Source organism: Rathayibacter sp. PhB179, from assembly GCF_004345345.1.
Taxonomy (GTDB): domain Bacteria; phylum Actinomycetota; class Actinomycetes; order Actinomycetales; family Microbacteriaceae; genus Rathayibacter; species Rathayibacter festucae.
This window is the reverse complement of sequence record NZ_SLVD01000001.1, coordinates 661,965-684,126: the sequence shown is the minus strand read 5'-3', so window position 1 is coordinate 684,126 and position 22,162 is coordinate 661,965. Positions and strand designations below refer to the sequence as shown.

Below are 22,162 nucleotides of genomic sequence, written 5' to 3'. Positions count from 1 at the left end.
GCCCACCGAGCCGGACGACACGAGGAGACGACGCGATGAGCACCACGACCGCCACCACCCTTGCGTCGTCCGGCGCGGCCGGCCCAGGTCCCGGCCCGGGCGCCGTCCGCGCCGGCACCCTCGGCGGGGCCTGGCGGAGGTTCCTCCTCCGCCGGGCCCTCGGCCTGCTCGTCAACCTCGCGCTGCTCGTGCTGGTCACCTTCCTGATCGTGCAGCTCATCCCCGGCGATCCGGCGATCGCCATCGCGGGGGAGGCGGCCTCGCTCGACCAGGTCGAGCTGGTCCGCACCCAGCTCGGCCTCGACCAGCCGCTGCCCGCGCAGCTCTGGACCTACCTCGTCGGCGTCCTGCAGGGCGACTTCGGCGCCTCCTACCGCTACAAGATCCCCGCGATGGACCTCGTGATGACGGCCGTCCCGTACACGCTGACCATCACGATCTCCGCGGTGCTGCTCCTGCTCGTGCTCGGCATCGCGCTCGGCATGGCGGTCGGAGTCGCGACCCGCGGCGACCGCCGCCGCTGGCTCGACGCCGTGTTCAGCACCGTCACCGGGCTGATCTCCTCGGTCCCCACCTACGTGCTGGCGACCGGCTTCGTCGTCGTCTTCGCGGTGCTGCTGAAGGTGCTGCCGCCCGCGTACTCGCCGGCCTACGACTTCGGCACCGCCGCGATCCTGCCGATCGCCTCGCTCACCGTCGGCGGCACCTGCTCCGTCGCGAGGATCGTTCGCCGCGAGACCGCGGTGATCCTCGAGCAGGACTACATGCGCACCGCCCGCGGCTGGCGGCTGCCCGCGCTCACCCTCTACGCCAAGCACATGCTGCCCAACCTGCTCACCACGGCGCTGACGCTCTCGGGCATCATCCTCACCGCCCTGCTCGGCTCGGCGCTGATCACCGAGGCGGTCTTCGCCTGGCCCGGCCTCGGCGGCGTGATCGTCCAGGCGATCGCGATCGACAAGGACTACCCGGTGATCCGGGCGGCCGTCTTCGTGATCGGGCTCATCTCCCTCGTGATCACCCTCGTGATCGACGTCATCCTGGGTCTGATCGACCCGCGCACCCTCGGAGAGCAGCGTGGCTGAGTCCCTCCCCGCCGTCCGCGGACTGAAGCCCGCCGGCGCGCGCACCTTCGCCTGGAACCCCGGGCTCGTGATCGGGCTCGGCCTGCTCGGCGTGATCGCCCTCACCGCGCTGATCGCCCCGATCGCGCTCGAGGGCCAGGCGACCGGCCTCGGCGGCAGCCCCAGCCTCGGCTCGACCGCCGAGCACCCGCTCGGCACCGACACCCTCGGCCGCGACATGCTCGCCCGCACCCTCGTCGCCACCCGCTCGACCGTGCTGATGGCGCTCGCCGCGACCGTGCTCTCCGCGATCGTCGGCATCGCGGTCGGCATCGGCGTCTGGCTCGCGCCGCGCCGGGTCCGCGAGCTCGGGCTGCGCGCGATCGAGCTGGCCGTCAGCTACCCGACGATGCTCGTCGCGATCATCGTCGCCGCCATCCTCGGTCAGGGCGTCGTCCAGGTGGTGGTCGCCATCGCGGTCGCCAACATCGCCGGCTTCGCGCGGCTCACGGCCAACCTCGCCTCCAAGATCGCGGCGAGCGAGTACGTCACGACCGCCCGGCTGACCGGAGTGCCGACGCACCTCGTCGCGCTGCGGCACGTGCTGCCGAACATGGCCGAGCCGACGCTGATCCTCGTCGCCGGCGCCTTCTCCGGCGCGCTCGTCGAGATCTCGGGCCTCTCCTTCATCGGCCTCGGCGCCCAGACGCCCGCCTTCGACTGGGGCACGCTGCTCAACGACGGGCTGAGCCGGATCTCGGTGAACCCCGTCGTCATCCTCGGCCCGGCGCTCGCGCTCACGGTCGCCTCCTTCGCGGCGCTGCTGGTCGGCGACGGGCTGGCGGCGGCGGCGAACCCGCGCTCGAACACGACGCGGGCCCGGATGACGAGGGCCACCGGCTCCTCGACCGCCGCGCCCGCCCCCGCCGACGCCGTGCTCGTCGCCGACGGCATCACGGTCCGCCACGGCGCGACCGGCCGCGAGCTCGTCTCCGACCTCTCCTTCACCATCCGCCGCGGCGAGGTGCTCGGCATCGTCGGCGAGTCCGGCTCGGGCAAGTCGCTGACGGCGTCCGTGGTCGCGAAGCTGCTCGGCGAGGGCCTCGAGGCGTCCGCGCGCCGGCTCGAGCTCGGCGGCACCGACCTGCTCGGCCCCGTCCCGGACCGGGTGCTCGCCGCGAAGATCGGGCTGATCTACCAGGACCCGGGCACCGCGCTGAACCCCGCCATGGTCCTCGGCACCCAGCTGTCCGACGTGCTGCGGATCCGCCTGCGCCACTCCCGCCGCGACGCGCTCGACCTGCTCCTGCGCGGCTTCCGCTCGGTGATGCTCTCCGATCCGGAGGGGCGCCTGCGGCAGTACCCGCACCAGCTCTCCGGCGGCATGAAGCAGCGCGCGATGATCGCCTCGGCGATGAGCGCGAAGCCCGACCTGCTGATCGCCGACGAGCCGACCACCGCGCTCGACGTGACGGTGCAGCGCGAGGTGCTCTCGGTGCTCAAGCGCATGAACGAGGACTCCGGCACCGCCGTGCTCTTCATCTCGCACGACCTCGGCGTCGTCCGGGCGCTCTGCGACCGCGTCCTCGTGATGAAGGACGGCCGCATCGTCGAGCGGATCGAGGACATCGCCCATCTCTCGGAGGAGACCGTGACGCATCCGTACACGAGGCAGCTGCTCGCCGCGACGCCGGTCGTGACCGTGCCGACGCCGCCGGAGGTGCGCTCGTGAGCGCCGCCGCCGCTTCGGCCGCCGGAACCCCCGCGTCCTCCGCGATGGTCGACGTCCGCGGTCTCGACGTGGTCTTCGGCCACGCGAAGGTCCTGCACGGCGTCGACCTGCGGGTCGAGCGCGGCCGCACCGTCGGCGTGGTCGGCGAGTCCGGCTCCGGCAAGTCGACCCTCGCGAAGGTGCTGGTCGGCTCGGTCCGCGCGGCGGCCGGCACGGCGAGCGTCGACGGCGTCGACATCGTGGCCGCCAACCGGGCGGCGATGCACGCCTACCGCCGGCGCACGCAGATGATCCCGCAGGACCCCTACTCCTCGCTGTCGCCGCGGCGCACCATCGCGCAGACCCTCGCCGAGGCGATCGACCCGGTCCGCGCCCGCGTCGGCCGGAACGAGGAGCTGATCGTCGCCTGGCTCGAGCGCGTCGGTCTCAGCGCCGACATGCGGCACCGGTTCCCGCACGAGTTCTCCGGCGGGCAGCGCCAGCGCGTCGCGATCGCCCGCGGGCTGATCATCGACCCGACCTTCGTGATCGCCGACGAGATCACCTCCGCGCTCGACGTCTCGGTGCAGGGGCAGATCCTCGATCTGCTGGCCGGGATCAAGGAGTCGCTCGGCCTGACGATGATGTTCATCTCGCACAATCTCGCCGTCGTCCAGCGCGTCAGCGACGAGGTCGTGGTGCTCTACCGCGGCGAGGTCGTCGAGGCCGGCCCGGTCGAGCGGATCTACGCCGACCCCCAGCACTGGTACACCCGCCGCCTGCTCGACGCCGACCCGGGCTCGCCCGGCTTCAGCCTGTCGGGTCCCGCGGCGGTCCCCGCGAAGGAGAGCGCATGACGGCCCGGCTGCCCGCCACCCCCGTCGCCGAGGGCGTGCTCCGCCTCGTCGGCGCGACGCTCGTCGACGGGACCGGCGCCGCTCCGCTCGAGGACTCCGAGGCGGAGATCCGCGACGGCGTGATCGCCTACGCGGGGCCGCGCCGTGCGGATCCCGCGCTCGAGGGTCGCGCGGTCGACGTGTCCGGCACGTTCCTGCTGCCGGGCTTCGTCGACGTCCACGTGCACCTCGCGATGGTGCCGGTCGCTCCGGAGGCGGCGCGCGAGCGCTTCCCGGAGGAGGACGTCCTCGAGATCGCCGGGCTCCTGCGCCGCACGCTCGACGCCGGCGTCACCACCGCCCGCGACCTCGACGGGCTCTCGCCGGGCTACCGCGAGGCCGTCGCGCGCGGCGCGGTCGACGGCCCGCGCCTGCACCTCGCGATCGCCATGCTCTCGCCGACCGGCGGCCACGCCGATCCGCACCACCGCAACGGCAGCCTGCCGGCCTGGGCCGTGCGCCCGGGCATGCCCGCGCCCGGACTCGTGGACACCGACGAGGACGTGGTCCGGATTGTCAGGACGCTCGTCCGCACCGGCGCCGACGTGATCAAGGTCGCCACCTCGGGCGGGCTCGGCTCACCGAACGACGACGCGCGCGACGTCGGCATCACCGAGAAGCAGGTCGCCCTGATCGCGGAGCTGCTCGCCGAGCGCGGCGGCCGGCCGATCACCGCGCACGCCCTCTCCGACGACGCCGCGCGCGCCGCTGTGCTGGGCGGCGCGACGAGCATCGAGCACGGCTACGACCTCTCCGACGAGACGATCGCGCTGATGCGCGAGCGCGGGACGACGCTCGTGCCGACCCTGAGCATCCTGGTGCGCGCGTTCGACCCGGCGACGACGACCGCCGAGCGGCTCCGGCAGCGCGAGCTCCTGCGCGAGCGCGGTCTCGACTCGGTCCGCCGGGCCGTCGCGGCGGGCATCCCGCTCGCCCTCGGCACGGACGCCGGCGTGCACCCGCACGGCCGCAACCTCGCCGAGCTGGCGCAGCTGGTCGCCGTCGGGCTCACCCCGCTCGAGGCCCTGAGCGCCGGAACCCTCGGCGGCGCCCGCCTGCTGGGCCTGGACGCGCAGCTCGGCTCGGTCGAGCCGGGCAAGCTCGCCGACCTGGTGCTGACCGATGCGAACCCGCTGGCCGACATCGCCGCGCTCGGCGATCCCTCGGCGGTGCGCGCGGTCCTGCAGTCCGGCCGCGTGGTCAAGGACCTCGACGGGCGCCTGGGCTAGAGCCCGGACGTCAGCGGCGGCTCAGAACTCCTCGTAGTTGTAGGGCTCCGGGTCCGGCTCGATCACGGGGCGGGCGACGGTGCGCCTGTTGTTCTTGATCCGCGAGCGGATGTCCTCGACGGCCGAGGCGACGGCCTCGTTCGTCGCGGCCTCGTCGTCGACGGCCACCTCCACGGGCACGGCGACGAGCTCGCTGCTCGCGTCGAGCGTCATCTTCGCCTCGATGAGCACGCCGTCGTCGGTGAACGCCGGGACGGTGACCGCCTCCGAGTGCTCCTGCCGGTCGATCGCGGTCACGAGGTCGAGGAGGGCCTCGGTGACGGCGTCGGTGGTGACGATGCTCTTGGAGGCGTAGGTCAGCTGCTGCATTCCTCCAGTCTGACAAGCGGCGGTCGGCTCCCTCCTGGGCTTGCGGCGAGGGCGGGTGGGCGTCTAGCGGGGGAGGGAGCTCGTGCTCCGTTCACCTCGGAGGCCTTGCGGCGGGCGTGGCGCCCGCCGCAGTCTGGAGGCATGCGAGACGTGCTGAGGAGATCCAGCGGCGGCGAGATCGCCGGCGCCGTCCTGATCGTGCTGGCCTCGATCGTGCTCCTGATCGGCGCGTTCGCCGCCGGCGCGGGCAGCGTCTACGGGATGCTCGGCGTGATCGTCGCGTTCGCCGCCGGCATCACCGGCCTCGGCGTGCACATCGCCGGCCGCGAGGCGCGCCTCCGCCGCGACGGGAACTGACGCCCCCTCATGCTGATCGAGTAGCCCTCGGAGAGGGCGTATCGAGATCCACCGTCGTCCGGTGGGCGGGTCTCGATACGCGCTGCGCGCTACTCGACCAGCATGGAACGGGCGTGCCCGCCCGTGCTGACCGAGCAGCCGTGTTCAGGGCGGTCACTTCATGGTGATCGAGTAGCCCTCGGAGAGGGCGTATCGAGATCCGCCCACCGCCGGCACGTGGGTCTCGATACGCGCTGCGCGCTACTCGACCAGCATGGAAGACGCCCGTTCATGCTGATCGAGTAGCCCTCGCAGAGGGCGTATCGAGATCCACCCGCCCGCGGGTCAGCGGTCGACGAGGGTGATCTCGAAGGAGTAGAGGTCGGGGCGGTAGCAGTGCTGGCCGTACTCGACGGCGCGGCCCGAGTTGTCGAAGGCGGTGCGGGTCATCGTCAGGACCGCGGCGCCCTTCCGGAGGTCGAGGAGCTGGGCCTCGCGCGGGGTCGTGGCGCGGGCGCCGATCCGCTGCTTGGCGACGCGCATCGCCACTCCGCGGGCCCGGAGCAGCTGGTAGAGGCCGTGCGTCTCGAGGGCGCCGAGGTCGAGGTCGACGAAGTCGGCCGGCAGCGTGTTGTCGAGCACGGCGAGCGGGACCCCGTCCGCGGACCGGAGCCGCACGAGGTGCAGGACGGGCGAGCCGACCTCGACGCCGAGCGCCTCGGCGGTCTTCTCGTCGGCCGTGCCGACGGTGGAGGAGAGGGTGCTCGTCGTCGGGCTCTGCCCGGAGCGCTGGAGGTCCTCGAAGAGGCTGGTGAGCTCGACGTTGCGGGTGACCCTTCCGTGCACGACCTGCGTGCCGATGCCGCGGCGGCGCACGAGGAGTCCCTTGTCGACGAGGTCCTGGATGGCGCGGCGGATGGTCGGCCGCGACATGCCGAGACGGTTGCCCAGCGACACCTCGTTCTCGAGCCGGGAGCCGGCCGGGAGCGTCTCGTCGAGGATGGCGCGCTCGAGGCGGGTCGCGATCTGGTGGTAGAGCGGGATGGGCCCGGAGCGGTCGAGGTCCATGAAGAGGTCCATCGGCAGGGCGTGCTCCTCCTGCAGCGCCATGTCGTCCCCCTCCGCCCGCCGACTCACCGCCGGCTGTCCTCGACACCTGTCGGCGTCACTACATTATGCAGCGCACATCAGCAGCTCAGCAGTCCGTCCCATTGTGCTATTGTAACGACATTACAGACCGCCCTCTCGAGGAGTAGTACACCGTCGTATGGTCCAGATGATCCGCCGCGCCCTCGCGCACGCCGCCCCTGCGCTCGCCGCCCCCGCGCTCGTCGTCCCCGTGCTCGTCGTCCCCGGAGCGTCCCGATGAAGGCCGCGGTCGCCGGCGCCCCCGTCAGCTTCGGCGTCTTCGAGCTCACCCCCGAGGGCGCCGACGTGGTCTCGCCCGACGACCTCGTCGACGTGCTCGCCGAGGCGGGCTACACCGGCGTCGACCTGGGACCGGCCGGCTACCTCGGCCGCGGACGAGAACTGCGCCAGCGCCTCGAGCGCTCGGGACTCGACATCGCCGGCGGCTGGATCCAGCTGCCCTTCTCGGACGACGAGGCCTTCGCGGCGTCGCTCCCCGAGCTCGACGCCGCGCTCCGCCTCTTCGCCGAGGCGTCCGAGCACGGCCCCGCGCGGCTCCCCCTGCCGACCCTCGCCGACGACGGCTCCGCGGCCCGGCGCTCCTCGCCCGGTCGCGGCGCCGGCGCCGACCCGCTCGATGACGCGCGCTGGTCGCGGCTGGTCGCCAACGTCGAGCGCGCCACCGCCGCCGTCCGCGCGGCCGGCTTCGAGCCGACCTTCCACCACCACGCGGGCACGTTCATCGAGTCGCCGGAGGAGATCGACCGGTTCCTCGGCGCCGTCGACATCGGGCTCACCCTCGACACCGGCCACCTCCTGATCGGCGGCGGCGACCCGGTCGCGGCCGTCGAGCGCTGGGGCTCCCGGATCAACCACCTGCACCTCAAGGACGTCGACGTCGCCGAGCTGCGCCGGGTCCTCGCGGCCGGCGGCGGGATGCGCGAGGTCTGGTCCTCCGGAGCGTTCGTCGCCTTCGGCCGCGGCGACATCGACCTCGACGCCGTGATGACCGCGATCGACGCCCAGGGCTATGACGGCTGGGTCGTCGTCGAGCAGGACGTCCTCAACGCCCCCGACGCCGACATCACGGCCTTCCGCGACGAGCGCCGCGACGACCAGGCCGTCAACCGCGAGGCCCTGCGCGCCTGGGCCTGACCCAGCGCCACCCTCTCCCGACACCCGACACCCGACACCCGACACCCGAACCCCGACCACCCCGACCGCCCCCGGGCAGCAAGGACATCGCCGTGACCGACACCCCTCTCCGCTTCGGACTCATCGGCACCGGCCGCATCGGCCAGGTGCACGCGGCGAACATCGCCGCCGACCCCGAGGCGACGCTCGCCTGGGTCTGCGACCCGTTCGTCGACGGAGCGAACGCCGTCGCGGCCCGCTACGGCGGAACCGTGACGACCGACGCCGCCGAGATGCTCGCCTCCGGTGAGATCGACGCGGTGCTGATCGCCTCGCCGACCGCGACCCACGTCGACCTGCTCGAGGCCGCGATCTCGGCCGGGATCCCCGCGCTCTGCGAGAAGCCGATCGACCTCGACATCGCGCGCGTCGACGCCCTGCTGCCCCGCGTCACGGCGTCGGGAGTGCCGATCGCCCTCGGCTTCAACCGCCGCTTCGACCCGGCCTTCGCCGAGGCGCGCGCCCGCGTCGCCGCCGGCGAGATCGGCGCGCTGGAGCAGCTCTCGATCATCAGCCGCGACCCCGCCGCCCCGCCCGCGGCCTACATCGGCGTCTCCGGCGGCATCTTCCGCGACATGACGATCCACGACTTCGACATGGCGCGCTTCTTCCTCCCCGACATCGTCGAGGTCACCGCGACCGGCACGACGACCTTCGACCCCGGCGCGCGCGAGCACGGCGACTTCGACACCGCCGTCGTCACGCTCCGCTCCGCCTCCGGCGCGCTCGTCTCGATCACCAACTCGCGGCACAGCTCGGTCGGCTACGACCAGCGGATCGAGGCCTTCGGCGCAGACGGCTCCATCGAGGTCGCGAACGCCCTCACCAGCCTGGTCAGCGTCTCGAACGGCACGAGCGTGCAGGCCAAGCCGCCGTACCAGGACTTCTTCCTCGAGCGGTACTCCGTGGCCTACCGGGCCGAGCTGAGCGAGTTCATCAAGCTCGCCCGCGGTCAGGAGTCGACGAGCCCCACCTTCGCCGACGGCCGCGCCGCCCTGGTCCTCGCCGATGCCGCCGCCCGCTCCGCGGTCGAGCGCGTGTCGGTGAGCGTCGAGCTGTAGGGCCCCGGCCGTGACCGTCCGTCTCGCAGCCTCCGCGGAGATGCTCTTCCCGGAGCTCGAGTTCGTCGACCGCGTCCGCCGCCTGCACGAGCGCGGCTTCGAGGTCGAGATCTGGGACTGGTCCACCAAGGACCTGCCCGCGCTCGCGGCGACCGGAGCGACGTTCTCGTCGATGACCGGCTACCTGACCGGCGACCTGATCACCCCCGACGGCATCGCCGAGACGCTCCGGACGGCCGAGCTCTCGCTGGCGGCCGCCGAGATCATCGACAGCCCGCGGCTGAACCTGCACGGCACCGGCCTCGCGCCGGGCGGCCTGCCCGTCCGGCCCGGCACCGAGGTGACGCCCGCGGACCGCGAGCGCGCCGAGGACACCCTCCGCCGGCTGGCCGCGCTCGGCGAGGAGCGCGGCCGGGTCTTCACCCTCGAGAACCTCAACACCGCCGTCGACCACCCGGGCACCCCGTTCGCCCGCGCCGAGGACACCCTCGCGCTGGTCAGCGCGGTCGACCGCCCGGGTCTGCGGCTGAACCTCGACCTGTACCACGCGCAGATCGGCGAGGGGAACCTGCTCGAGCTCGTGCGCCGCTGCCTGCCCTGGATCGGCGAGATCCAGGTCGCCGACGTGCCCGGCCGCTGTGAGCCGGGGACCGGCGAGATCCGCTACCCGGCCGTCGCCCGGGAGCTGCGGGCCCTCGGCTACGACGGGGTCGTCGGGCTCGAGGCGTGGCCGTCGACCGACTCCGAGTCGGCGCTCGACGCCTTCGAGGCGGCCTTCGCTCTCTGAAGGCCGCCCCGCGGGGGCGTCGGACGGCTCAGGCGTCGTAGGTGATGTCTCCGCTGACCGTCCCGACGCTCTCCCACGCCCGCGAGCGGTCGCTGCGGAGCGCGGCCTCCACGATCTCGGCGGCCGACCAGGCGTCCGCGGCCGACGGCGCGAGCTGGCGGCCCTCGAGCACCGAGGTGAGGAAGAGCGACGCCTCGATGGTCTTGAGGTCGTCGAAGCCCATGCTCGTCCCGGCGCCCGGCTGGAAGCGCGAGAAGTCGCCGAAGCCGGGCTGCGCCATGATCGTGCGGTAGCCGCTGGGGTCGTCGGCGAGCTGCAGCTCGTTCAGCCGCTGGAAGTCCCAGCGCAGCGAGCCCTTCGTGCCGTACACCTCGAGGGTGTACTCGGCGCGCGGCCCGACCGCGACCCGGCTCGCCTCCAGCACCGCGACCGCGCCGGACTCGAAGCGGCCGAGGACCGCCGCGTAGTCCTCGTTCTCGACCGCGCCGCGCTCGCCGCCCTCGGAGCCCTTGCTGAAGTGGCCCGCCGCGGCGGAGCCGGGCAGCGGGCGCTCGCGCACGAAGGTCTCGGTGAGCGCGGAGACCGAGTCGATCCGCCCCACCAGGTACTGCGCCAGGTCGGCGCCGTGCGAGAGCAGATCGCCGAGCACGCCCGAGCCGGCCCGCGCCTGCAGGAAGCGCCAGGTGAGCGCGCCGAGCGGGTCCGCGGAGTAGTCGGCGAGCAGGCGCACGCTCACGTTCGTGACGCGGCCGATCGCTCCCTCGCGGATCAGGGCGCGGGCCTGCGCGAGCGCCGGCGCGTGCCGGTAGTTGAAGCCGACCGAGGTGACGACGCCGGCGTCGGCCGCGGCGCGCGCGATCTCCGACGACTCGGCGGCGGAGCGGCCCATCGGCTTCTCGATCCAGAACGGCTTGCCGGCGGCCGCAGCGGCGAGGGCGACCTCGCGGTGCAGGAAGTTCGGCGCGCAGATCGAGACGACGTCGACCTCGGGGTCCGCCAGCACTTCGCGGTAGTCGGCCGTCGTCCGGCGGTAGCCCAGGACGTCCTCCGCCAGCGAGCGCGTGCCAGGATCGGTGTCGGCCGCCGACACGAGGTCCACGGCGACGCCGAGGTCCGGGTAGTGCTCCGGGACCGCGCGGTACGCCCGCGTGTGCAGGCGCCCCATCCAGCCGACCGACACCAGACCCACTCCGAAACGGTGCACCATTGCGCGCTCCTCCCTGCTCTTGACAGCAGCTCGGCACCCGATGTCTCTCACCGGTGAGCCGCTCCGAGCGTAGCGCAATGACAATATGTATTGACATTTGCAACCAGCGATTTCATACTCGACCCGACAACGACGTTCCGGACCGTCAGAGACGACGCCGTCCGCAGAGAAGGAGCTCTCCATGAAGAAGCGATTCCTCGCCGGCCTCGGCCTCGCAGCCTCGGCCGCCCTGCTGCTCAGCGGGTGCACGGGCACCGGGCAGGAGCCCGCCGCGCCCACCGGCGGCGGCGGTGGCGCGGGCGGCGGCGGCGACTACACCTACGCGGTCGTCACCCACTCAGGCCCCGGCGACGCCTTCTGGGACCGCGTGAAGTCCGGCGCCGAGGCGGCCGGCGGCGACTACGGCGCGACCGTCACCTACAACGCCGACCCCGACCCGGCGAAGCAGTCGCAGCTGATCGACAACGCGGTCGCCCAGCAGGTCGACGGCATCGTCGTCTCGATGGCGAACCCCGACGGCGTCAAGGACAGCGTCGAGAAGGCCGTCGCGGCCGGCATCCCGGTCGTCACCATCAACTCCGGCATCGAGCGCTCCGCCGAGTTCGGCGCGCTGACCCACATCGGCCAGAGCGAGACGGTCGCGGGCGAGGCGGTCGGCACCAAGCTCGCCGAGGCCGGCGCCACCAACGCCCTCTGCGTCATCCAGGAGGCGGGCAACGTCGGCCTCGAGGAGCGCTGCAAGGCGGCCGCCTCGACCTTCGGCGGCAGCATGAGCAACCTGCAGGTGGACGGCACGAACGACGCCGACGTCAAGGCGACCATCAAGTCCAAGCTGCAGGCCGACCCGTCCATCGACGGCGTGCTCACCCTCGGCGGTCAGTACGCGATCGACGCCGTCGGCGCCGTGTCGGAGTCGGGCAGCTCGGCCCAGGTCGGCACCTTCGACCTCTCCGAGGACGTCGTCACCGCGGTCGAGGACGGCTCGATCGTCTTCGCCGTCGACCAGCAGCCCTACGTCCAGGGCTTCCTGGGAGTGACCGCGCTCCAGCTCTACACGACCAACGGCAACGTCATCGGCGGCGGCCAGCCGGTCTACTCCGGACCCGCCTTCGTCACCAAGGAGAACGCGGCCGCGGTCGCCGAGTTCGCCGCGAACGGCACCCGCTAGCGGCCCCGGCCCGTCCCCGACAGGAGTCAGCAGTGACGACGACAGACATCGTGACGATCGCGACGAGGCCCCGCCTCGAGCGCCGTCCGCTCCGCAAGATCCTGGCCCGGCCCGAGACCGGCGCGTTCGTCGCCGCCCTCGCCGTGCTCGTGTTCTTCTCCCTCTACACCCCGCAGTTCCTGAGCTTCGCCGGCGCCGGGGTCTGGCTGGAGTCGGCCTCGACCTTCGGGATCATGGCCGTCGCCGTGGCGCTGCTGATGATCGGCGGCGAGTTCGACCTCTCCGCCGGCGTGATGACGGGCTTCTCCGCCCTCATCGTCGGGATCCTGACCACCCACTACGGACTCAGCATCTGGGTGGCGGTCTTCGTCTCGCTGATCGTCTGCCTCGGCGTGGGCGCCCTCAACGGCATCCTGGTGATGAAGACGGGGCTCCCGAGCTTCATCGTGACGCTCGGCACCTTCTTCGCCCTCGCCGGCATCGACCTGGCGGTGACGAAGATCATCACCGGCCAGGTCGCGATCCAGGGCATGACCAAGGTCCCGGGCTACGACGGCATCCAGCCGCTGTTCGGCTCGTCGGCCGGCATCGGCGGCGGCACCTTCTACGTCTCGGTGCTCTGGTGGTTCGTGGTGGCGGCCGTCGCGACCTGGATCCTGCTGCGCACCCGCGCCGGCAACTGGATCTTCGCCGTCGGCGGGGCGCAGACCGCGTCGCGCCAGGTCGGCGTCCCGGTGCTGAAGACCAAGATCGGCCTCTTCATGGGGACCGCCGGCGCCGCGTGGCTCGTCGGCATGATCTCGCTCTTCCGCACCTCGACGGTGCAGGCGAACACCGGCGTCGGCCAGGAGTTCATCTACATCATCTGCGCGGTCGTCGGCGGCTGCCTGATGACCGGCGGCTACGGCTCGGCGATCGGCGCCGCCCTCGGCGCGCTGATCTACGGGATGGTCTTCCAGGGCATCACCTTCGCCCAGTGGGACACCAACTGGCTGCGCACCGTCCTCGGCGGCATGCTGCTCGCCGCGGTGCTCCTCAACAACTTCGTCCGGACACGAGCAGGAGGCGGACGATGAGCGCCGACACGACGAGCGGCCCCTCGACCGGACAGCCGGCCGCGCCCCGCACCCCGGTGGGCACGACGATCGTCGAGGTCCGCGACATCGGCAAGAGCTACGGCGCCGTCAATGCGCTCGCCGGAGTCTCGACCACGGTCAACGCCGGCCAGGTCACCTGCGTCCTCGGCGACAACGGCGCCGGCAAGTCGACGTTCATCAAGATGCTCGCCGGTGCGCACACGCCCTCCGAGGGCGAGCTGCTCCTCGACGGGACGCCGGTCACCTTCTCGTCGCCGCGCGCCGCGCTGCAGGCGGGGATCGCGACCGTCTACCAGGACCTCGCGGTCGTGCCGCTGATGCCGGTCTGGCGCAACTTCTTCCTCGGCTCCGAGATCACCAAGGGGCGCGGACCGCTGCGCCGCCTGGACGTGAAGCGGATGAAGGAGATCACGCAGAGCGAGCTGGCGAACATGGGCATCGACCTGCGCGACGTCGACCAGCCGATCGGCACCCTCTCCGGAGGCGAGCGCCAGTGCGTCGCCATCGCCCGCGCCGTGTACTTCGGTGCCCGCGTGCTGATCCTGGACGAGCCGACCGCGGCGCTGGGCGTCAAGCAGTCGGGCGTGGTGCTCAAGTACATCGCCCGCTCCCGCGACGCCGGGCTCGGCGTGGTCTTCATCACCCATAACCCGCACCACGCCTACCCGGTCGGCGACCGCTTCCTCCTCCTGAACCGCGGCACCAGCCTCGGCAACTTCGAGAAGAGCGAGATCACCCTCGGCGAGCTGACCAGCCTGATGGCCGGCGGCGCCGAGCTCGCCTCCCTCGCCCACGAGCTCGAGCGCTCGATGCCGGACTCCGCGGTCACCGCGGAGCTCGCGCACGAGGCCGCCGCGAGGCCGGAGTGACGGACGCGCCGGCGCCCTACGACGTCCTGACCATCGGCCGGGTCGGGGTCGACATCTACCCGCTGCAGGACGGCCTCGGGCTCGAGGACGTCGAGACCTTCGGCAAGTACCTCGGCGGGAGCGCGGCCAACGTCGCGATCGCCGCGGCCCGGCACGGGCACTCCGCCGCGCTGATCTCGCGGGCCGGCGACGACCCGTTCGGCCGCTACGTGAAGCGCGAGCTGGTCCGGCTCGGCGTCTCGGACGAGTTCGTCGGCACCGAGCCGGACCTGGCCACGCCGGTCACGTTCTGCGAGATCTTCCCGCCGGACGACTTCCCGCTGTACTTCTACCGCAAGCCCAAGGCGCCCGACCTGGCGATCACCGCGCAGTCGCTCGACCTCGACGCGATCGTCCGGGCGAAGGTCTACTGGTCGACCGTCACCGGGCTCACGGAGGAGCCCAGCCGGTCCGCGCACTTCGTCGCGTGGCAGGCTCGCGACCGCCGGCCGTTCACCGTGCTCGACCTGGACTACCGGCCGATGTTCTGGCGCTCGCCGGAGCGCGCCTCGCAGGAGGTCGCTAAGGCGCTGGAGTGGGTCACCGTCGCGGTCGGCAACCGGGAGGAGTGCGAGGTCGCCGTCGGCGAGACCGACCCGTCGCGCGCGGCCGACGCGCTCCTCGACCGGGGCGTCGAGCTCGCGATCGTCAAGCAGGGGCCGCGCGGCGTGCTCGCGAAGACCCGCTCCGAGACGGTCGAGGTCGCGCCCTTCCCGGTCGAGGTCGTCAACGGCCTCGGCGCCGGGGACAGCTTCGGCGGCGCGCTCATCCACGGCCTCGTCGAGGGCTGGGACCTCGAGCGCATCCTCCGCTTCGCGAACGTCGCCGGCGCGATCGTCGCCTCGCGGCGCGAGTGCTCGACGGCGATGCCCACCACGGCCGAGGTCGAGTCCTTCCTGAAGGAGCGCACCGATGTCACGCTCTGATCGCGACTTCGCGGAGCTGCGCCGGCTCCGCGCCGAGGACCCGACCGCCGTCGCACGGGCGCTCGCCGGGCGCCGCCGCCGTCCGCTGCTCGGCGGGAACGGCCGGCTGCTGCTCGTGGCCGCCGACCACCCCGCCCGCGGCGCGCTCGGCGTGCGCGGCGAGGCGATGGCGATGGCGGACCGCTACGACCTGCTCGACCGTCTCGCGACTGCGCTCTCGCGGCCGGGAGTGGACGGGGTGCTCGGCACGCCGGACATCATCGACGATCTCGCCCTGCTCGGGCTGCTCGACGACAAGGTCGTGGTCGGATCGATGAACCGCGGCGGCCTGCGCGGCGCCTCCTTCGAGATGGACGACCGCTTCACCGGCTACGACATCGACGGGATCGTCCGCGACGGCCTCGACTTCGCGAAGACGCTGCTGCGGATCAACCTCGCCGACGCCGGCTCGGTCGCGACGCTCGAGGCCAACGCGGCGGCCGTGACCGCGGCCGCGGCGGCCCGCGTGCCGATCATGCTCGAGCCCTTCCTGAGCGAGTGGGTCGACGGCGCCGTCGTCAACGACCTCTCCGCCGACGCCGTGATCACCTCGATCGCGATCGCCTCCGGGCTCGGCTCGTCCTCGGCCTACACCTGGATGAAGCTGCCCGTCGTCGACGAGATGGAGCGGGTGATGGCCGCCACCACCCTCCCGACGCTGCTGCTCGGCGGCGACCCGACGGGGAGCCCCGACGAGACCTACGCGGCATGGGGCGCGGCTCTCGCGCTGCCCGGTGTCCGCGGCCTCGTCGTCGGGCGCACCCTCCTCTACCCGGCCGACGGCGACGTCGCGGCAGCGGTCGACACCGCCGCCGCGCTCGTGCACGGCTGACCGCACCCCTGACCGACGAGCCCCTCTCCCACGGACCCCCTCTCCCACGAATCCCCTCTCCCAAGAATCCCCTCTCCCACGAACCCCCTCTCCCACGAACATAGACAGGAATCATGTCCGAGACCATCGGAACCACCCCGCTGCACCAGCTCGCCGTCGTCCCGCACTGGATCGACGGGCGCGAGTCGCCCTCGACCTCGGGCCGCACCGCGCCGGTCTTCGACCCCGCGCTGGGTGTCGCGACCAAGGAGGTCGCCCTGGCCGATGCGGACGAGATCGCCGCGGCGATCGCCTCCGCCAAGGCCGCGTTCCCCGCCTGGCGCGACCTCTCGCTCGCCAAGCGCCAGCAGATCCTCTTCACGTTCCGCGAGCTGCTCGAGGCGAAGAAGGGCGAGCTGGCCGAGATCATCACCTCGGAGCACGGCAAGGTCGTCTCCGACGCGCTCGGCGAGATCACCCGCGGCCAGGAGGTCGTGGAGTTCGCGACCGGCCTCGCGCACCACCTGAAGGGCGAGTACTCGGAGCAGGTCTCGACCGGCGTCGACGTCTACTCCACCAAGCAGCCGCTCGGCGTGGTCGGGATCATCTCGCCGTTCAACTTCCCGGCGATGGTGCCGATGTGGTTCTTCCCGATCGCGATCGCGGCCGGCAACACCGTCATCCTCAAGCCCAGCGAGAAGGACCCGACCGCGGCGATCTGGCTCGCGAAGCTGTGGAAGGAGGCCGGCCTGCCCGACGGCGTCTTCACCGTGCTCAACGGCGACAAGCAGGCCGTCGACGGGCTGCTGACCTCGCCCGACGTCCGCTCGATCTCGTTCGTCGGCTCGACGCCGATCGCGCAGTACGTCTACGAGACCGGGACGAAGCACGGCAAGCGCGTCCAGGCCCTCGGCGGCGCGAAGAACCACATGCTGGTGCTGCCGGACGCGGACCTCGATCTGGTCGCCGACTCGGCGATCAACGCGGGCTTCGGCTCGGCGGGGGAGCGCTGCATGGCGATCTCGGTCGTCGTCGCGGTCGAGCCGGTCGCCGACGAGCTGATCACCAAGATCCAGGAGCGCGCGTCGCAGCTGCGCATCGGCGACGGGCGCCGCGGCTGCGACATGGGACCCCTGGTCACCGAGGCGCACCGCGACAAGGTCGCGTCCTACATCGGCATCGCTGAGCAGGACGGCGCCGAGGTCGTCATCGACGGCCGCGGCATCGAGGTCGACGGCGACGAGAACGGCTTCTGGCTCGGCCCGACGCTGCTCGACAGGGTCCCGACCACCTCCCGCGCCTACACGGAGGAGATCTTCGGACCGGTGCTCTCGATCGTGCGCGTCGCCTCCTACGAGGAGGGCGTCGAGCTCATCAACACCGGTGCGTTCGGCAACGGCACGGCGATCTTCACGAACGACGGCGGGGCCGCGCGGCGCTTCCAGAACGAGGTCCAGGTCGGGATGATCGGCATCAACGTGCCGATCCCGGTGCCCGTCGCCACGTTCTCGTTCGGCGGCTGGAAGTCGTCGCTCTTCGGCGACACCAAGGCCCACGGCGCGGAGGGCGTCCGCTTCTTCACGCAGCAGAAGGCGATCACCTCGCGCTGGCTGGACCCCTCGCACGGCGGCATCAACCTGGGCTTCCCCCAGAACTGAGCCGTTGTGCCTCGCTCCTCCTTCGTCGTCGCTCGGCCGCGGTCGGCTTCGCGAAGGGGGAGCGTTCCGCAGAGCGTCCTGCGTCCGCGCACGTCGAATCGCTGGCACGCGATTCACCGGTTGCGCTCCACCCTCGCGCAGACGCATCGGGCTCACATGCTGGTCGAGTAGCCGCCGCAGGCGGCGTATCGAGACCCGCCCCGCCAGCACACCCCCCACCGAGACACGACGGAAGGCCCGAGATGACCACGCACAACGAGTGGCTGTTCCCGCGGGGCGCGCTCGCCCGCGACGGCTGGGAGTCCGTCGTCGACGCCGGCCTGCCCGCCTGGCAGCACACCGGACTCCGCGTCGCGGACCTGGCCCCCGGTGACGAGCTCGCGCTCCCCGCCGCGGGCCTCGAGCGCCTCGTCGTCCCGCTCGCCGGCTCCTTCACCGTCCGGCACGAGGCCGGCGGCGCCGCCGAGACCACCGTCCTCGCGGGCCGGGCCTCGGTCTTCGACGGCCCGAGCGACGTGCTCTACCTCTCGACGCTGTCCTCCGCGACGGTGTCGGGGGAGGGCCGCGTCGCGATCGCGGAGGCGCCCGCCGCGACCCCGCACCCGAGCCGCTACGTCCCGCGCGCCGAGGTCCCCGTCGAGCTGCGCGGTGCCGGCCGCTCCAGCCGTCAGGTGCACAACTTCGGCACCCCGGGCGCGCTCGAGGCCGACCGCTTCATCGTCTGCGAGGTCATCACTCCGGCCGAGAACTGGTCCAGCTACCCCGCGCACAAGCACGACGAGGACGTCCCCGGCCACGAGTCGCGGCTCGAGGAGATCTACTACTTCGAGACCGCCGTCAGCCGCGGCGTCGACGGGCCCGCGAACGCCGAGCCGTTCGGGATGTTCAGCACCTCGACCTCGCCCGCCGGCGAGATCGCGATCGACGCGACGGTCCGCACCGGCGACATCGCCCTCGTCCCGTTCGGATACCACGGCCCCGCCGTCGCGGCGCCGGGCTACGACCTCTACTACCTCAACGTGATGGCCGGCCCGGGCGAGGAGCGCGCCTGGCTGATCAGCGACCACCCGGCGCACGGCTGGATCCGCAGCACCTGGGACGACCAGGACATCGACCCCCGACTCCCGTACACGCCCGACAGCACGACCAGCACCGACACGACACCCGGCACACCCAGCACCACCGGAGGACAGCACTGATGGCCGACAGGACCCAGCGGATGACCGTGAGCCAGGCGCTCGTCGAGTTCCTCGCCCGGCAGTGGACCGTGGACGGCGACCACCGCGAGCGCACGATCCCCGGCATGTTCGGAATCTTCGGGCACGGCAACGTCGCCGGCATCGGCCAGGCGCTCGCGCAGTCGAACGCCCTCGACCCGACCCTGATGCCCTACCACCAGGCGCGCAACGAGCAGGCGATGGTGCACCAGGCCGTCGGCTACGCCCGGATGCACCGTCGCCTCGCGACCTACGCCAGCGCCGCCTCCGTCGGCCCGGGCGCCGCCAACATGCTCACCGGAGCCGCCCTCGCGACCGCGAACCGGCTCCCGGCGCTGCTGCTGCCCAGCGACACCTTCGCGACCCGCGTCGCCGATCCGGTCCTGCAGCAGCTCGAGCTGCCGCACGACATCGGCATCACCGTCAACGACGCGTTCCGGCCGCTCTCCCGCTTCTTCGACCGCGTGCAGCGGCCCGAGCAGCTCTACTCGATCGCCCTCGCCGCGCTGCGCGTGCTGACCGACCCGGCCGAGACCGGCGCCGTCACCATCGCCCTGCCCGAGGACGTCCAGGCCGAGGTGCTCGACGTCCCCGTCGCCTTCCTCGAGGAGCGCGAGTGGCACCTGCGCCGCCCGGTCCCGGAGCGCGGACCGCTCGAGCGGGCGGTCGCCGCGATCGCCGCCGCGCGGAACCCGATCGTCGTCGCCGGCGGCGGCGTGATCTACTCCGGCGCGGAGGCGGCGCTGCGCGCGTTCGCCGAGGCCACCGGCGTCCCCGTCGCCACCACCCAGGCCGGCGGCGGCGCCCTCGCCTGGGACCACCCGCAGTACCTCGGCGGGATCGGCGCCACCGGCTCCACCGCCGCGAACCGCCTCGCGGCCGACGCCGACGTCGTCATCGGCATCGGCACGCGCTACAGCGACTTCACCACCGCGAGCCGCACCGTCTTCCAGAACGACGGCGTCGTGTTCGTGAACGTCAACGTCGCCGCGTTCGACGCCTACAAGCACGGCAGCCGGCTGCCGATCATCGCCGACGCCCGCGAGACGCTGGAGGCGCTGCGCGAGCAGCTGAGCCGGTTCCACGTCTCCGAGGAGTACGCCGAGCGCCTCCGCCGCGAGAAGGCGGAGTGGGACGCCGCGGTCGACGCCGCGTTCGCCCCCTCCGGACTCGCGCTGCCCGGCCAGGCCGAGATCATCGGCGCGGTGCAGTCCGCGACCGACCCCGAGGACGTCGTCGTGCAGGCGGCCGGCTCGCTGCCCGGCGACCTGCACAAGCTGTGGCGGGTGCGCGACAGCCTCGGCTACCACGTCGAGTACGCCTTCTCCTGCATGGGCTACGAGATCGCCGGCGGCCTCGGCGTCAAGCGCGGGGCGGAGGCGTCGGGGTCGGACCGCGACGTCGTCGTCATGGTCGGCGACGGCTCCTACCTGATGCTGCACACCGAGCTGGTGACCGCGGTGGCCGAGGGACTGAAGATCATCGTGGTGCTGATCCAGAACCACGGCTACGCCTCGATCGGGCACCTCTCCGAGACCGTCGGCTCCGGCCGCTACGGCACGCAGTACCGCGGGCTCGACGACCGCGAGATCCCGCTCGATCTCGCCGCGAACGCGCGCAGCTACGGCGTCGACGTGATCGAGGTGGCGCCGAGCGGGTCCGCGATCGACGACCTGCGCGCCGCGATGGCGGCCGCGAAGGCGTCGGACCGCACGACGCTCATCCACATCAACAGCGACCCGCTGCTCTACGCGCCGAGCGGCGAGGGCTGGTGGGACGTGCCCGTCGCCGAGGTGTCCGAGCTGCCGAGCACGCAGCGGGCGTTCGAGGAGTACACGCGGCAGCGGGCGGCGCAGAAGCCGCTGCTGGGCTGAGCGCCTGGCGGGAAAGGCCTGCCCTAATGTCAGGACATTCGCACAGAATCCGCCTAGAATGAGCACCACTGCCACCGGCGCCGACGCGCCCCGTCCCCTGGAGAAGACCATGAGCGCCACCGTGACCGCCGACGCAGCGACCGCCCCGTACGAGCCGCTGCGGGCCGGCGCCGCGACGGCGACCAGCCTCTGGAACGACTCCGCGGACCTCGAGGAGCTCGGCCGGTCGATCGCGTTCGGCGCGGTCGGCGCGACCTGCAACCCGGTGATCGCGCTGACGACGATCGAGAAGCACCTCGACGTGTGGGGTCCGCGGATCGCGGCGCTCGCCGAGCAGCACCCCACCGCGGGGGAGAGCGAGCTCGGCTGGCTGGCCATCGAGCAGATGTCGATCGAGGCGGCCGAGCTGCTCCTCCCCGCATTCCGCGCGAGCGGCGGACGGGACGGGCGCCTCTCGGTGCAGACCGACCCCCGGTTGCACCGCGACGCCGACGCGCTCGTCGCGCAGGCCGTGCACTTCTCGGAGCTCGCCGAGAACATCATCGTGAAGATCCCCGCGACGGAGATCGGCATCCGCGCGATCGAGGAGGCGACCTACCGCGGCGTCAGCATCAACGCGACGGTGTCGTTCACCGTCGCGCAGGCCGTGGCCGTCGCCGAGGCGATCGAGCGCGGCTTCGACCGCCGCGCGGCCGAGGGGCTGCCGGACCACGAGTTCGGCTCCGTCGTCACCATCATGGGCGGGCGTCTCGACGACTGGATCAAGGCGTCGGTCGCGGCCGACCGCCGCCTCGTGCAGCCCGGCTACCTGGACTGGGCGGGCGTCGCGGCGCTCAAGGAGGCGTACCGGATCTTCCGGGAGCGCGGCTACCGCGCGCGCATCCTCTCGGCCGCGTTCCGCAACCACCTGCAGTGGTCGGAGCTGGTGGGCGGCGACCTCGTCGTCTCGCCGCCGTTCGAGTGGCAGCTGCTGATCCACGAGAACCGCATCGAGGTCGACCCGGCGCAGATCGACGTCCCGGTCCCCGCCGAGATCCTGGCCGCGCTGCTCGAGCTGCCCGAGTTCCGCCGCGCCTACTTCGAGGACGGCATGACCGTCGACGAGTTCGGCTCGTTCGGCGCCACCCGCCGCACCCTCCGCCAGTTCCTCGACGCCGACGCCCGCCTCGACGCCCTCGTCCGCGAGATCCTCCTCCCGACGATCTAGCCCGAGCGTGCCGATGCGCGCCTTCATGCTGATCGAGTAGCCCGCGGAGCGGGCGCACTCCATGCTGATCGAGTAGCCCGCGGAGAGGGCGAATCGAGATCCACCGTGCTGCAGAGGTCGGGTCTCGATACGCCCCCGCGGGGCTACTCGACCAGCATGGAACGCGCTGCGCGCTACTCGACCAGCATGGAACTGACGCGCTGCGCGACCAGCAAGGAAGTGCATGCTGCACGCTGCGCGACATGCAGGGGGCGCACTTCATGTTGATCGAGTAG

General features: G+C 72.4%; 20 protein-coding genes. 17 read left to right on the top strand and 3 right to left on the bottom strand.

Annotated elements, in window-relative coordinates; translation table 11 throughout:
• Window positions 1–35 precede the first annotated feature (35 nt).
• From EDF43_RS03185 to EDF43_RS03170, 4 genes are read left to right on the top strand one after another with little or no spacing between them, the layout of a single operon-like run.
• Window positions 36–1,085: an ABC transporter permease gene (locus EDF43_RS03185; protein ID WP_132435421.1), complete on the top strand. Its 1,050-nt coding sequence runs from the start codon at window positions 36–38 to the stop codon at window positions 1,083–1,085.
• A complete protein-coding gene (locus tag EDF43_RS03180; RefSeq protein ID WP_243581554.1) occupies window positions 1,078–2,796 on the top strand; it encodes a dipeptide/oligopeptide/nickel ABC transporter permease/ATP-binding protein in 1,719 nt (572 codons plus the stop codon). The genes EDF43_RS03185 and EDF43_RS03180 overlap by 8 nt, the downstream gene beginning before the upstream one ends.
• Window positions 2,793–3,632, top strand: a complete 840-nt coding sequence (locus EDF43_RS03175; RefSeq protein ID WP_243581553.1) for an ABC transporter ATP-binding protein — start codon at window positions 2,793–2,795, stop codon at window positions 3,630–3,632. The genes EDF43_RS03180 and EDF43_RS03175 overlap by 4 nt, the downstream gene beginning before the upstream one ends.
• Window positions 3,629–4,900: an amidohydrolase family protein gene (locus EDF43_RS03170; RefSeq protein ID WP_132435419.1), complete on the top strand. Its 1,272-nt coding sequence runs from the start codon at window positions 3,629–3,631 to the stop codon at window positions 4,898–4,900. Before EDF43_RS03175 ends, EDF43_RS03170 begins: the two co-directional genes overlap by 4 nt.
• A 21-nt stretch (window positions 4,901–4,921) precedes the next feature.
• Here the strand turns inward: EDF43_RS03170 and EDF43_RS21680 are convergent, their stop codons facing one another.
• Window positions 4,922–5,269 (bottom strand): hypothetical protein, encoded by a 348-nt coding sequence (locus tag EDF43_RS21680; protein ID WP_165908998.1) that lies wholly within the window; start codon window positions 5,267–5,269, stop codon window positions 4,922–4,924.
• 150 nt (window positions 5,270–5,419) lie between these two features.
• On the opposite strand from EDF43_RS21680, the gene EDF43_RS03160 reads away from it, so the two are divergent.
• Window positions 5,420–5,626 (top strand): hypothetical protein, encoded by a 207-nt coding sequence (locus EDF43_RS03160; RefSeq protein ID WP_165908997.1) that lies wholly within the window; start codon window positions 5,420–5,422, stop codon window positions 5,624–5,626.
• A gap of 324 nt (window positions 5,627–5,950) precedes the next feature.
• Here EDF43_RS03160 and EDF43_RS03155 read toward each other — a convergent pair whose 3' ends face one another.
• The gene (locus EDF43_RS03155; protein WP_123705876.1) at window positions 5,951–6,715 is read right to left on the bottom strand and encodes a GntR family transcriptional regulator; all 765 of its coding nucleotides are present in this window, start codon (window positions 6,713–6,715) and stop codon (window positions 5,951–5,953) included.
• 255 nt (window positions 6,716–6,970) lie between these two features.
• Between EDF43_RS03155 and EDF43_RS03150 the strand changes: the two genes are divergently transcribed.
• The 3 genes from EDF43_RS03150 to EDF43_RS03140 all read left to right on the top strand — a co-directional run bounded on the left by EDF43_RS03150 (window position 6,971) and on the right by EDF43_RS03140 (window position 9,775).
• Entirely contained in the window at window positions 6,971–7,888 is a 918-nt protein-coding gene (locus EDF43_RS03150; protein WP_132435415.1) for a sugar phosphate isomerase/epimerase, read from the top strand.
• A gap of 92 nt (window positions 7,889–7,980) precedes the next feature.
• A complete protein-coding gene (gene iolG, locus EDF43_RS03145; protein ID WP_132435413.1) occupies window positions 7,981–8,988 on the top strand; it encodes an inositol 2-dehydrogenase in 1,008 nt (335 codons plus the stop codon).
• Window positions 8,989–9,028: 40 nt separating this feature from the next.
• Complete coding sequence (locus tag EDF43_RS03140; RefSeq protein WP_132435698.1) at window positions 9,029–9,775, top strand: TIM barrel protein; 747 nt, start codon at window positions 9,029–9,031, stop codon at window positions 9,773–9,775.
• A 28-nt stretch (window positions 9,776–9,803) separates the two neighbouring features.
• Here EDF43_RS03140 and EDF43_RS03135 read toward each other — a convergent pair whose 3' ends face one another.
• A complete protein-coding gene (locus EDF43_RS03135) occupies window positions 9,804–10,982 on the bottom strand; it encodes a Gfo/Idh/MocA family oxidoreductase (RefSeq protein WP_132435411.1) in 1,179 nt (392 codons plus the stop codon).
• A gap of 181 nt (window positions 10,983–11,163) precedes the next feature.
• On the opposite strand from EDF43_RS03135, the gene EDF43_RS03130 reads away from it, so the two are divergent.
• The 9 genes from EDF43_RS03130 (at window position 11,164) to EDF43_RS03090 (ending at window position 21,887) form a co-directional block, all read left to right on the top strand.
• Window positions 11,164–12,150 (top strand): sugar ABC transporter substrate-binding protein, encoded by a 987-nt coding sequence (locus tag EDF43_RS03130; RefSeq protein ID WP_132435409.1) that lies wholly within the window; start codon window positions 11,164–11,166, stop codon window positions 12,148–12,150.
• A 32-nt stretch (window positions 12,151–12,182) separates the two neighbouring features.
• Complete coding sequence (locus tag EDF43_RS03125; protein ID WP_123705871.1) at window positions 12,183–13,226, top strand: ABC transporter permease; 1,044 nt, start codon at window positions 12,183–12,185, stop codon at window positions 13,224–13,226.
• Window positions 13,223–14,116, top strand: coding sequence for an ATP-binding cassette domain-containing protein (locus tag EDF43_RS03120; RefSeq protein WP_123705870.1), 894 nt, complete (start codon window positions 13,223–13,225; stop codon window positions 14,114–14,116). The genes EDF43_RS03125 and EDF43_RS03120 overlap by 4 nt, the downstream gene beginning before the upstream one ends.
• The gene (iolC, locus tag EDF43_RS03115) at window positions 14,113–15,081 is read left to right on the top strand and encodes a 5-dehydro-2-deoxygluconokinase (RefSeq protein ID WP_132435407.1); all 969 of its coding nucleotides are present in this window, start codon (window positions 14,113–14,115) and stop codon (window positions 15,079–15,081) included. Before EDF43_RS03120 ends, iolC begins: the two co-directional genes overlap by 4 nt.
• Window positions 15,068–15,952, top strand: a complete 885-nt coding sequence (locus tag EDF43_RS03110; RefSeq protein ID WP_132435405.1) for a deoxyribose-phosphate aldolase — start codon at window positions 15,068–15,070, stop codon at window positions 15,950–15,952. The genes iolC and EDF43_RS03110 overlap by 14 nt, the downstream gene beginning before the upstream one ends.
• Before the next feature lie 113 nt (window positions 15,953–16,065).
• Window positions 16,066–17,589: a CoA-acylating methylmalonate-semialdehyde dehydrogenase gene (locus tag EDF43_RS03105; protein WP_132435403.1), complete on the top strand. Its 1,524-nt coding sequence runs from the start codon at window positions 16,066–16,068 to the stop codon at window positions 17,587–17,589.
• A gap of 242 nt (window positions 17,590–17,831) precedes the next feature.
• Complete coding sequence (gene iolB / locus EDF43_RS03100) at window positions 17,832–18,788, top strand: 5-deoxy-glucuronate isomerase (protein WP_132435401.1); 957 nt, start codon at window positions 17,832–17,834, stop codon at window positions 18,786–18,788.
• Entirely contained in the window at window positions 18,788–20,680 is a 1,893-nt protein-coding gene (gene iolD, locus EDF43_RS03095; protein ID WP_132435400.1) for a 3D-(3,5/4)-trihydroxycyclohexane-1,2-dione acylhydrolase (decyclizing), read from the top strand. The genes iolB and iolD overlap by 1 nt, the downstream gene beginning before the upstream one ends.
• 58 nt (window positions 20,681–20,738) lie before the next feature.
• Window positions 20,739–21,887, top strand: coding sequence for a transaldolase family protein (locus tag EDF43_RS03090; protein WP_243581549.1), 1,149 nt, complete (start codon window positions 20,739–20,741; stop codon window positions 21,885–21,887).
• The last annotated feature ends 275 nt before the right edge of the window (window positions 21,888–22,162 follow it).